The following is an 11,414-nucleotide window of genomic DNA, read 5'->3' as shown; positions in this document are numbered from 1 at the left end:
CCAACTAAGTGCTCAAGCCGCGCGCGCTAATGGGCCAGATGGCCTCAACCTTGCCGCCGCGCATAGCCACCACCTGATCGTGCAGATTAAAGGTGGGATCACAATGACCGGGTATAAGCCGCAGCTTGTCACCCAACCCGGGCAGCGAGCCTGTATCGGCCACGATAAGGCTGTGTTCATCATTGACCGCCACGCAACGCAGGCCTTCGTGGTCAGCAATGAGCGGCACGCCGCTCTCGGCCGTTAACGACTTAAGGCCCGCGTCGACCACAACACGTTCAGACGTGGGTGTACTGATGACCGACGCCAGCACAAACATGCTGTGTCTGAATTTAAGGTCTTCGCCCCAGTCCAGCGCGCCGTAATCAGCGTCCATAAAGGCATATGACCCAGGCTGGATCTCGGTATATACCCCCGCGGCGATATCAAACACGGCCGAGCCAGTACCCCCGCCGGTGACGACCGCGCATGGCAAACCTGCCTGTTCAAGCGCACCGACAAACTTTCGAACCTGCCGCGCCGCTTTTTCACAGGCCTGCCGGCGCTGCTCAAACACGCGCTTGTGCTGCAGGCCACCGTGGTAGGCCTGTATGCCCACAAACTCGAGGCCCGGAAGCTCAGCCACCAGCTGTGCCAGGGCCACCGCTTCGGCGGTTGTTTGCACCCCGCAGCGCTTTTGCCCGACGTCGACCTCGACCAGCACCCGCACGGTCGCGCTGCGACTTGCCATGGCGCGGGAGAGGTCTTTTACTGCCTGCGGGTTATCGACACAGACAGACATGCGCGCCTGCAGTGCAAGTTGCGCCAGCAGCGCCAGCTTGGGCGCCCCCACCACCTCGTTGCTGATGAGGATGTCGCGCAGGCCGGCCATTACAAATGGCACCGCTTCGGATACCTTTTGGCAGCATATGCCCTGTGCCCCCAGCGCCACCTGGCGGTGAGAAATTTCAGGACAGCGGTGGGCCTTGGCGTGAGGCCGCAGCTTAATGCCATGGCGCTCTGCCAGCGCCTGCATGGATCGCAGATTTTCTTCGAAAACATCCAGATCCAGAATAAGGCTAGGTGTATCGATATCGGCAATGACACTGCCCACCGACGCGGCAGGCGGTATGATAATGCCTACTGGCGCGGGGGTTTCTATAGCTTCAAGGCCTGCACGTTTCATGGCACCCTCTGCTCGACTCGACATAATTGATCATCCCATCAAAACTTGCACAACCGCAACAACCCTATTTGCCCGATGTAAAAAATCAGCGTACAGTCATCGGTAACTAACCGGTTATCCCACCCTATTCACCTAGACATTCACACGGCAACCGGAAGCGCACTATGTTCGACATACTGGTTTATCTGTTCGAAAACTACTATACCCCGCAAGCCTGTCCTGAGGCCGACGTTCTGGCGCACAAGCTGGCCGCCGTCGGGTTCGAGCACGAAGACATCAATGAAGCACTGGGCTGGCTTCACGGGCTGGCTGAAACCACGGAGCAGTGTGGCCCACTGGCCAAACTTCCGCAAGGGGACAGCCACCGTGTTTTTACCAATCTTGAGTACCAGATACTGGGCACTCAGGCGATAGGCTTTATAACCTTTCTGGAAAACTCCGGGGTGTTGCCCGCTGTGCTCCGCGAAATCGTCATTGAGCGTGCCATGGCTACTGAAACACCTATTTCGCTGGCCAAAATCAAAATTATTGCCTTAATGGTGCTGTGGAGCCAGGAGGCAGAGGTCGACCACCTGGTATTCGAAGAACTGCTGGCAGACGACCGAACTCGCCTGTCGCACTAATTTCGGCTTTCGCAATGGCATTTAACCCCTTGCACGCCGTTTCGCATTATCGAGGGCGGTTTGCGCCCAGCCCCAGCGGGCCGCTGCACAATGGCTCGCTGCTTGCCGCCATGGCAAGCTATCTTGATGCCCGCGCGCATCAGGGCCAATGGTTGCTTCGCATTGAAGACATTGACGCACCGCGAGTCCTGCCCTATGCCGCCCGATACATCATGCAACAGTTGGCGGCGCTGGGCATGTATTGGGATGAAGAACCCGTATGGCAATCGCACCGTCTCGATATCTACCAACAAAAGGTCGACTACCTGCGTGAACGCGGGCTGGTCTATGGCTGCGCCTGCACGCGACAAGAGCTACCCCCTGAGGGTGCTTACCCCGGAACATGCAGTCAGGGGCTGCCAGAAGGCCGCCAGCCGCGCTCATTGCGCTTAAGGGTGCCATTGGGCACAGAACAGTTTGAAGACCGCTGGAGTGGCCCACAGACGCACAACGTGGCCAAAGAGGTGGGCGACTTTATTATCCAGCGCGCTGACGGGATATGGGCGTATCAACTGGTGGTCGTCATTGACGACGGTGAGCAGGGCATTACCGATATTGTGCGCGGCGCCGATCTACTTGACTCCACGGCGCGCCAGCGCGTGCTGGCCCGCCTGCTGGGCTACCCCATGCCGCGCGTCATGCACGTGCCATTGATGCGTGACGAAATGGGGCGCAAGCTATCAAAACAGAACCATGCCGCCGCCATGGACCTGACCAGGCCGATGAAAACGCTTAACCTGGCCTGGCAAGCCCTGGGCTTCGAACCGCTTTCAGCCTCCAACACCACGGCCTTTTGGGCTGCCGCCATACCCCAGTGGGCCAGCCGTTTTCAGATCACGTCAGACCGCCACATAAACGCTGCATAAGCTGACAGCCTGCCGCGCGCCTTAAACGGCATCGCGTTCAGTGCAACGAATTGGCATAAGCAAGAGGCAGGCGCTTTTTGTGTACGTACGTTAGGTGCGCACAACGTGAGCAAGCAAGCCGAACAGACGTATAGCAAAAAGCGACAGGCTTGGCTCACGACAGCCTTGGCTTACTAAAGCAGATTGTGCCTGTATAGACTGGTCGCCGCTTACATTTATGGCAAAGGCCGGCGCTGCTCATCGAGCAATCGCAGCAATATGCCCGTACCCTGCTTGCTTACACGGAACTCTCCATACCGCGCCTGCGCGTAGCGATCAGCCTGCCCTTCAGGGAAGAACCAGGCATCAGTGCCAATATGCACTTCACCGTGGGGCGCAAGCCTATAGGCCAGAACAACGGCATGGTCGGAAACAGCAGCAGTGCCATCTTGCTTCACAGAACCATCAGGCTTGGACTTGTGGTCGACAGCGGGTGCAGTGTTGTCCCCTACGATGGCGGCACCGTCTGCCTGACGGGGAGAGACGAGGTCTACGGGGCTAAAACTTAAAGCCCCCGTGCCATCGGCGTTGGCCGACCTACCCACCAGCTGGAACACGCCATCGGCGTCTGGGCGCAATAGCATGTAGCCACGCCGCTGCCCCACCAGTGTGCCGGCCTCTGCATCATGCGCAGGCTCGGCCATAAGCCAGCGGCCCAGCTTTTGAGCCACACCAAACCGCAATGCCATGTAGTCGCCCTGCATGAGCGAACGCGGATCAACCGGAGCAAGCTCAAGCACGACCCGCTCGCCATGCGCCAGAATCTGTTCCTTTTGGTAAATGGTGGCATTTGCCAGACCAAGTACCAGCGCCAGACCAACCAATAGGCCCGCCCTGCGCCACGTCGGCGTGGGCCGCAGAGGTGGCCGTATCGCCTCGCTCTGCCCTCGCCCCTGGCGCTGACTCTGTGCGTGCGCTTGCGCCTGCGCCTGCGCCTGCGACTGCGTCTGGGTTTGGGCTTGTGCTTGGGCTTGTGCTAGATCCTGAGCCTGGTCTTGGTCCTGGGCAACGTATACCGCGGAGGAAGCGGTTGCGCCCGACGCCATGACCTCAGACCGGCTGGGCATAACTGTAGGACCTTGTTGCGCTGCTGTTGCGTCTGCCGGTGCTGCTGTCTCGGCCGGCTGAGTTAGGACGTTGCCGCCCTCGTTGGCCTCATCCAGGCCCCGCTGTGGCGCCATCGCAGCACGCGGCGCGTAGCGGGCCAGCAACCAGCCGCTCAGCAGCAGCCAGGCCCCTGTGAGCCCCAGCAAGGCCGATTTTTGCAGCAAGGTCGACTCAAACTGGTAATAAAACCCTGCCAGATACCCCAACAGCGCCAGCACACCGAATACCAGCAGGCTGGGTCGCCGTTGTGCATGGCCCAGAATGGCCCACAACAAGGCCATGGCGACGCCTGGCGCGCCCATCCACCCCACACTGGCCACGGCCAGCAGCAGCGGCGCCAGCACCCGCAAATGCGTCATGCCCGGCACCCGCCACAACACGGCAGCCAAGACCGCCACCGGCAATGCTGCACACCCCAGCCAGATAGCCCATAGCTGAAACGTGACCTGCCAGGGCAACGCCAGTGCCGCCATACCAGCCAAACCTGGAGAGCGTGCGAACCACGCCGCAACCTGCGCCAGCAGCACCAGCGCCCACCCTAGCGGCAACCAGCGACGCTCTGCCGCGCCAGATCTCCAGCAGGCGCCGAGGGCCAGCACGGCGCCCACCGCCATTAGCCAGGCGCGCTGGTAGGCGGGCATCCATGCCAGCACATTCGCAAACGTGGACGACGACGAAGAGAAAGAAGAAGAGGAAGAGTAAAAACCAAGCAGGTTTAGCCACGCTTGGCCCGGCCATGTGAGCAAGGCCACCACCCCAAGCACAACCAGAGCGACGACAAACCGAAAAGCGCGGTTGGGCACTAAGCCATACAAGACGACACCAAGCAATACTAACCCCAGCGCGCGGATATCGGCCGAGATATGATCGAGCAGATACTGGCCACCAGCCACCATCAGCAAGCCCGCAATACCCAGAACAACACCCAGCTCTTGTAGCGTATCGCCCTTGCCTGCCCGATAACACGCTATACCCAGCAGGCTAAGCACCACCCCTGCCACCCAAGCGTAATCGACATCTAGCTCTGACAACACAAATAACAGGGCGATCAGCAAAATGGCCATCAGCCCCATGCCCGCGATGCGAAACAGGCTCATGAACCAAGGGTCAGATGCCTGCTCGGCATCGTCATCAACTTGAGCAACACCCTGTTGCTGACGCAGGTGCCGCAGATGACGCACCATAACAACCATGAGCGCGAACATGGCAAAAAATACCAGCAACAAGGTCACTTCGGTTTCGACGTGCGAGGCAAAGAAAACCCCCAAGAGGAAGAAGGCGGTGATCATGGCCAGCGTAACCATGGCCAGGTCACGGCGCCAGCGCGTATAAACAACATACCCGACCAAGGTAACCAGAAGGCCAGGCACAACGCTGGTAATACCGGAAATCAAGCCCTCACCTAAGGCCAACGCAGCCAGCCAGCCGGCAACAGCCATGCCCAGGGTGCGGGGCCCGACGCGCCAGCTGTCTTTGAAATACGGCAGGCTGGCCTCTGCTACCGCCAGCAACACCACATTGACCAGTGCCATGACCAGCATTACATTGTGCCAACTGTGGCCATCTGGCCAGAACCAGAGCCCCGATACGCCGAGATAAAGGGCCAGCCCCACATTGAGCAGAACGGCAAACAAAAGGCCCAGCATGACCGTGCGTAATACCAGCAGCCAGGGCAGCAGCAGGGCCGCCCACAACAAGAACAATTGCCAAGGATCGGCGCCAGTCTGATATATTTGGCCCACCAGGGCAAGCAAGGCCCCGGTGGCGACAGCGGCCAGCCCCGAAAAAAGTGCCTGCGCCGAAAGGTTATGGCTGGCGGCTTGACCAGGCATACGCCATGTCGCCAGCAATACTAAAACCGCCACAAGTGCCTGTGCGCCCGCCAATTTCTGCAGACTGGTAGCATATTCCCAGTTAGCGGCCACCCAGCACAGGCCAGCCGACGCCAGCAGCAGGCACGCTAAAGAATATGATGCCTTTGGCAACATAATTGGCCAACTGGTGGCTGGAAACACGCTGTTTTGATGACCTTCGACTTGCATAGAGCGATTCTACCCCCGTATTATCCGCGCTATTGCTGCTGAACTGCAGTTACTGGAAACACATGACTAAAACGCTCATTATTGCCGAGAAACCCTCAGTAGCCCTTGATATATCCCGTGCGCTCGGAGGCTTCACCCGGGAGGGCGACTATTTCGAAAGCCCAGACTTCGTGCTGGCTTCAAGTATCGGCCACCTGCTTACGCTTGTTGCGCCCAATGACCCCGTGCGGGGCAAGTGGAGCTTCGCCAACCTGCCGGTCATCCCGCCACAATTTGAGTTGGGGCCCGCCGACAAGCGTTCGGCCGAGCGGCTCAAGCTGCTGGTCAAGCTGCTCAAGCGCAAAGACGTCAGCGCCATCATCAATGCCTGCGACGCCGGGCGTGAGGGCGAGCTGATCTTCCGCTACATCGTGCAATACTCAGGGGTCAAAAAGCCCGTGCAGCGTCTGTGGCTGCGATCGATGACGCAGGCCGCCATACGCGAAGCCTTCAATACCCTGCGCGATGATGAAACCATGAAGCCGCTCGAAGCAGCCGCGCGATCTCGTGCGGAAGCCGACTGGCTGGTGGGCATTAATGGCACCCGCGCCATGACCGCCTTCAATAGCAAAGACGGTGGCTTCTTCAAAACACCAGTGGGCCGAGTGCAAACCCCCACCCTGGCCATCGTCAATGAACGCGAAGAACGTATACGCAAATTTGTGTCACGCGACTACTGGGAAGTGCACGGCACCTTTGTGGCTGCCGCTGGCTTTTACACTGGCCGCTGGTTTGATCCCAAGTTTGTCAAAGACGAACATGATGCCGAAAAGCGTGACTCACGCCTGTGGTCGCAAACGGCAGCACAGACCATTGTGTCGGCCTGCCGCGACCAGCCGGGCGTTGTTACCGAAGAATCCAAACCCACCACGCAGTCGTCGCCCGCGCTGTTCGACCTTACTACGCTGCAGCGTGAGGCCAACTCGCGCTTCGGCTTCTCGGCCAAAACCACGCTGTCTCTGGCGCAAACGCTCTATGAGCGGCACAAGGCACTGACCTACCCGCGTACCGATTCGCGCTATCTGCCTGAAGACTACGTCAGCACCGTACAGCAGACCATGGAAGCGCTGGCCGAAGGTGGGTCCGCAGCCGCCTCCAGTGTGCAGCCCTTTGCAGGCCAGGTATGTCGCGAAAAATGGGTCAAACCTAACCGGCGCATCTTTGACGATAAAAAGGTTTCTGATCACTTCGCCATCATCCCTACACTGCAAATTCCCCGCGAACTGAGCGATGCCGAACACAAAATCTATGAACTGATCGCCCGGCGCTTTCTGGCTGTGTTCTTTCCCGCAGCAGAGTTTCGTATTACTACACGCATTACGCAAGTTTCCGGGCATCATTTCAGAACCGACGGCAAAGTGCTGGTCAAGCCAGGCTGGATGGCCATCTACGGCCGTGAAGCCCAGGGTGACGAAAGCAATCTTGTGGCGGTTTCAGAAGGTGAAACCGTTAAAACTGAAGAGATCGAACTGCGCCCCCTGGTTACCAAGCCGCCAGCACGCTTTACGGAAGCCACACTGCTGTCTGCCATGGAAGGCGCGGGCAAACTGATCGACGACGAGGCCTTGCGTGAGGCCATGTCAGAGCGCGGGCTGGGCACCCCGGCTACGCGAGCATCCATTATTGAGGGCCTGCTCAACGAGACCTATCTGCGACGCGAAGGCCGTGAGTTGGTGCCATCAGCCAAGGCTCGTCAATTAATGACGCTACTGTCGGGGTTGGGCGTTAATGAACTGACCTCCCCCGAACTTACTGGCGGATGGGAGCATCGTCTCAAGCAAATTGAGCAACGCCAGCTAGACCGCGACGCTTTCATGCGCGAAATTGCGCAAATGACGCAAGTGATCGTCAAGCGTGCCAAAGAGTACGAGCGCGACACCGTGCCGGGTGACTACGCCACGCTTTCAACACCCTGCCCCAAATGCGGCAGCGTGGTCAAAGAGAACTATCGTCGCTATGCGTGCACCAGCTGTGACTTCTCCATAGGCAAACACCCCGGCGGCCGCACTTTCGAGGTGCATGAAGTCGAAGAGCTGCTCGCCAAGCGCGAACTTGGGCCGCTGCAGGGATTTATCAGCAAGATGGGCCGCCCTTTTGCCGCACTGCTGCGCATTACTGACGAATATAAGCTTGAGTTCGACTTCGGGCAAAAAGATGACGAAGACACCGAGCCCGTTGATTTCTCAGGCCACACATCTGTCGGCGACTGCCCGAAATGCGCCAGCAAGGTGTATGAGCATGGCATGAATTATGTGTGCGAAAAATCTGTCGGCCCTGAGAAAACGTGTGATTTCCGTACCGGCAAAATTATTTTGCAGCAAGAAATTACGCCCGAACAGGTGCACAAGCTGCTTACCGACGGCAAAACTGACTTGCTCGAGGGGTTTGTGTCCAGTCGAACCAACCGCAAGTTCAAGGCTTTTCTGGTGAAGCAGGCGGCCGGAAAAATCGGTTTCGAATTCGAGCCGCGTCCTGCCAAAAAGGCTGGCAAGACGGCAGCCAAAAAAGCGGCCAAAACAGCTGGCAAAACTGCCACAAAGACGGCCGCCAAGACCGCTACAAAAACAGCAGCCAAAAAGGCCACAAAGACAGCCACAAAAACCGCTGCTAAAAAGACAACCAAAACCGCCACGAAAGCTGTGAAAAAGGCGGCTACAAAAACGGCAACAAAAGCAGCCTTAAAGAAATCAGCACCCACTGCGGGGGCCGATCACGACGACGACGATCCGCCGTTCTGACGCCAGGCCGGTTGGTAAAGGCATTGCGCCCGCACCAACCGGGCACACCGGCCGATTGCTAAATGCATTGCGGGCCCCGCGCCCGCAATGTGCAGCGTGGCGGTTGCAGCGATGGATTAAAGTAGGTTGCAGCGTTCGATTACAGTAGGTTGCAGCGATAGAATAGAGTACTTATCGTCACCGACTTAACAAGTATGATTAAGTATTCAGCCAAAAGGACGCCGTCAATGAATACCATGCCAGGTTCCGTCAAATGGATCACATTGATAAGCGCAACAGCACTTTTAAGCCTTGCTGCCTGCTCCCAGGTGCCTCTAGGCCATCCAGGCGACGCGACAAGCACAAAGCAACCAAGGCCCGAGGTCATACAGGCAACCTACCAATGCGAAGACGGCTCGCGCCTATCTGTCCTTTTTGAACACGAAACTGCCATTGTTACCCTACCCGACGGTCAGGCAGTTCGCCTGCCCCAGCAAATTGCCGCCTCAGGGTTCTCGTATGCGTCAGCCCGGCATGGGCTGCGGGGCAAAGGCGACGAAGCTCAGTGGACGGTAGGTCGGCGCACCCCGGTCATGTGCCGCGCACAACCGTAGCCGCTGTACTTGCTAGCCTCATTTTCTTCCATGCCAAAAGCGCTATCCCCCACCGCAGAAAGCCTGCATGACGCTCTTAGCCCCGCCCCCCAGGCCGTCGTTGTCATGGGCGTGTCGGGCAGCGGAAAATCTACCGTAGGGCAGCGTCTGGCCGAACAATTGGGCTGGCAGTTTATCGAAGGCGACACCTTTCACAGCCCCGAGAACCACAAAAAAATGCACGCTGGAATCCCGCTCACTGACGACGACAGAGTCTCCTGGCTGGACGCACTGGGTGCCCAGCTGACTCAGCATGCAGGGCCTGGGGTGGTGTTAAGCTGCTCTGCCCTGAAGCTGCGCTACCGCGACCAGTTGCGCACCTGTGTACCCGAACTAGCCTTTGTATGGCTGGATATTGGCCGCGAGGCTGCCGCAAATCGTGTGGCTAGCCGCGGCGCCCTGCATTTTTTCCCCGCCGCCCTCATCGACAGCCAGTTTCAGGCGCTGGAACCACCAGTCAATGAGCCCGGCATGCTACGTATTGATGGTGAGCAGCCTCTGAACGAAATTATTCCAACGGCGGTGCACTGGCTGGCACGCAGGCATCATGACGAACCCGGCACACTCTGAGGCGGCCCCTCGCCATACAAAACCGCTCATTCAGAAGGCCGCTAAAGCCTTTATGGCGCTGGCGTTCAGTATTGACGCCGTGCGCGAAACCATTGCCCCGGCGAACGAGCAAATCAAAAAAGAAGGGCGCGCAGATTCGCAAAAGCGCAAGCTCAAGCCAGGTTTAACAAGCTAGCATTGCGTTAATGGGGTACTTGCCGGCAACCGGCCAGTGCCCCTTCTTGCAAGGTGTTTGCGTCAGCGATAGACCAGATCTCTGAAGAACAAAGACAGGTCAGGCACATAGGTAATGATCAACAGGCTGATCAGTACCGTGACCACAAAGGGCAGCAAAGGCCTGACCAGCCGTTCAATCGACAAGTTGGCAACGGCGCAGGCTGCAAACAGGTTTACACCAAACGGCGGTGTAACCATGCCCAGGGCGAGGTTGACCACCATGATGACGCCAAAATGCGCAGGGTCAATACCAAACTGCATGGCCACCGGCAGCAACAGCGGAGCAAGCACCACAATCGAGGCAGAGGTTTCGATAAACATGCCAATGAAAAACAGGGCAACGTTAATACCCATCAAAAACGTGTACTTGTCACTGAAGACCAGACTGAGCCAATTTCCAAGTGCCGCGGGCACCCCGGCCCGGTTAAGCAGAAAGCCGAATACCCCTGCATTGGCAATAACAAACATAATGACCGCTGTCGAAATGACCGAGCGGTGCAGTACAAGTGAAAGCGATTTAAACGTGATCCTGCGGTAAATGAAGATACCCACGATTAATGCATAGACCACCGCCACGGCGGAGGCCTCTGTCGGCGTGAAGACACCCCCGTAAATTCCACCAAGAATAATGCCAGGCATTAACAGCGCCAGCCACGCCCGCTTGAACGCCGGCCACAACGCCAGCCTGCCAACGCCGTCGTTTTTGCCGTAGCCATGTCTGCGTGCGTAAAACCAGACGTAAAACATGAGGCTAAGGCCGATCAGAATGCCAGGCCCAATGCCCGCGATAAATAGTTCGCCAACCGACGTATCGGTAGACACAGCAAACAGAATCATGGGAATGGACGGCGGAATAATCACGCCAAGCTCGGCGGCCGAGGCCTGCAGCGATGCCGCAAATGGCTTGGGATAGCCAACCTTGACCATGGCAGGGATAAGAATGGCACCCACCGCAAAGGTCGTGGCGACGCTGGAGCCCGCCACGGCAGCAAAAATCATGCAGGTCAGCACACAGGCGCAGGCCAGCCCACCCTGCATACCGCCGACTAGGCTCTTGGCAAAATCAACCATGCGCTCGGAGATGCCGCCGGCTTCCATGAGGTTGCCCGCCAGAATAAAAAACGGTACAGCCACAAGCGGGTATTTGTCGAGTGAGGCATATATTTGCTGGGCAATAACCAGCCATGTCATTTGCCCATCGAACCCGACGCCGAGCATGCTCGACAGACCAATCGACACCGCCACCGGCACCGAGAGCCCGAAAAACAGCAACATCGAAACAACCATCAACTGCGGCATAGACTCACCTGGTGCATAGGGAAATAACGTGCACTGTCA

9 protein-coding genes are annotated in these 11,414 nt (G+C 58.0%); 6 read left to right on the top strand and 3 right to left on the bottom strand.

Annotation, left to right across the window (positions count from 1 at the left end):
- Nucleotides 1–4: 4 nt before the first annotated feature.
- Nucleotides 5–1,165, bottom strand: a complete 1,161-nt coding sequence (locus tag FQ179_RS16100; protein WP_149398303.1) for a DSD1 family PLP-dependent enzyme — start codon at nucleotides 1,163–1,165, stop codon at nucleotides 5–7.
- Between the two features lie 164 nt (nucleotides 1,166–1,329).
- Between FQ179_RS16100 and FQ179_RS16095 the strand changes: the two genes are divergently transcribed.
- Together FQ179_RS16095 and gluQRS are read left to right on the top strand one after the other, a co-directional pair.
- A complete protein-coding gene (locus tag FQ179_RS16095; RefSeq protein ID WP_149398302.1) occupies nucleotides 1,330–1,788 on the top strand; it encodes a DUF494 family protein in 459 nt (152 codons plus the stop codon).
- 14 nt (nucleotides 1,789–1,802) lie between these two features.
- Nucleotides 1,803–2,693, top strand: a complete 891-nt coding sequence (gene gluQRS / locus FQ179_RS16090; protein ID WP_149398301.1) for a tRNA glutamyl-Q(34) synthetase GluQRS — start codon at nucleotides 1,803–1,805, stop codon at nucleotides 2,691–2,693.
- 215 nt (nucleotides 2,694–2,908) lie between these two features.
- Here the strand turns inward: gluQRS and FQ179_RS16085 are convergent, their stop codons facing one another.
- Nucleotides 2,909–5,881: a GDYXXLXY domain-containing protein gene (locus tag FQ179_RS16085; protein ID WP_149398300.1), complete on the bottom strand. Its 2,973-nt coding sequence runs from the start codon at nucleotides 5,879–5,881 to the stop codon at nucleotides 2,909–2,911.
- A gap of 62 nt (nucleotides 5,882–5,943) precedes the next feature.
- On the opposite strand from FQ179_RS16085, the gene FQ179_RS16080 reads away from it, so the two are divergent.
- The 4 genes from FQ179_RS16080 (at nucleotide 5,944) to FQ179_RS16065 (ending at nucleotide 10,035) form a co-directional block, all read left to right on the top strand.
- Entirely contained in the window at nucleotides 5,944–8,658 is a 2,715-nt protein-coding gene (locus FQ179_RS16080; protein ID WP_149398299.1) for a DNA topoisomerase III, read from the top strand.
- A 227-nt stretch (nucleotides 8,659–8,885) separates the two neighbouring features.
- Nucleotides 8,886–9,251, top strand: a complete 366-nt coding sequence (locus tag FQ179_RS16075; protein WP_188074630.1) for an MliC family protein — start codon at nucleotides 8,886–8,888, stop codon at nucleotides 9,249–9,251.
- 30 nt (nucleotides 9,252–9,281) lie between these two features.
- Nucleotides 9,282–9,860 (top strand): gluconokinase, encoded by a 579-nt coding sequence (locus tag FQ179_RS16070; protein ID WP_149398297.1) that lies wholly within the window; start codon nucleotides 9,282–9,284, stop codon nucleotides 9,858–9,860.
- Complete coding sequence (locus tag FQ179_RS16065) at nucleotides 9,838–10,035, top strand: hypothetical protein (RefSeq protein WP_149398296.1); 198 nt, start codon at nucleotides 9,838–9,840, stop codon at nucleotides 10,033–10,035. Before FQ179_RS16070 ends, FQ179_RS16065 begins: the two co-directional genes overlap by 23 nt.
- Nucleotides 10,036–10,097: 62 nt before the next feature.
- On the opposite strand, the gene FQ179_RS16060 is transcribed toward FQ179_RS16065, so the two are convergent.
- On the bottom strand, nucleotides 10,098–11,375 hold the full coding sequence (locus FQ179_RS16060) for a TRAP transporter large permease (protein ID WP_149398295.1): 1,278 nt from the start codon (nucleotides 11,373–11,375) through the stop codon (nucleotides 10,098–10,100).
- Nucleotides 11,376–11,414: the final 39 nt, after the last annotated feature.

This window comes from Pusillimonas sp. ANT_WB101 (assembly GCF_008369125.1).
In the GTDB taxonomy this organism is placed as follows: domain Bacteria; phylum Pseudomonadota; class Gammaproteobacteria; order Burkholderiales; family Burkholderiaceae_B; genus Allopusillimonas.
This window is presented reverse-complemented; position numbering and strand designations above follow the sequence as displayed.

What these genes read in the sequence shown, in the direction of transcription:
- FQ179_RS16095 (WP_149398302.1), top strand. Translation starts at nt 1,330, where the DNA reads ATGTTCGACATACTGGTTTATCTGTTCGAAAACTACTATACCCCGCAA.
- FQ179_RS16085 (WP_149398300.1), bottom strand. Translation starts at nt 5,881, where the DNA reads ATGCAAGTCGAAGGTCATCAAAACAGCGTGTTTCCAGCCACCAGTTGG.
- gluQRS (WP_149398301.1), top strand. Translation starts at nt 1,803, where the DNA reads ATGGCATTTAACCCCTTGCACGCCGTTTCGCATTATCGAGGGCGGTTT.
- FQ179_RS16075 (WP_188074630.1), top strand. Translation starts at nt 8,886, where the DNA reads ATGAATACCATGCCAGGTTCCGTCAAATGGATCACATTGATAAGCGCA.
- FQ179_RS16080 (WP_149398299.1), top strand. Translation starts at nt 5,944, where the DNA reads ATGACTAAAACGCTCATTATTGCCGAGAAACCCTCAGTAGCCCTTGAT.
- FQ179_RS16100 (WP_149398303.1), bottom strand. Translation starts at nt 1,165, where the DNA reads ATGAAACGTGCAGGCCTTGAAGCTATAGAAACCCCCGCGCCAGTAGGC.
- FQ179_RS16065 (WP_149398296.1), top strand. Translation starts at nt 9,838, where the DNA reads ATGACGAACCCGGCACACTCTGAGGCGGCCCCTCGCCATACAAAACCG.
- FQ179_RS16060 (WP_149398295.1), bottom strand. Translation starts at nt 11,375, where the DNA reads ATGCCGCAGTTGATGGTTGTTTCGATGTTGCTGTTTTTCGGGCTCTCG.
- FQ179_RS16070 (WP_149398297.1), top strand. Translation starts at nt 9,282, where the DNA reads ATGCCAAAAGCGCTATCCCCCACCGCAGAAAGCCTGCATGACGCTCTT.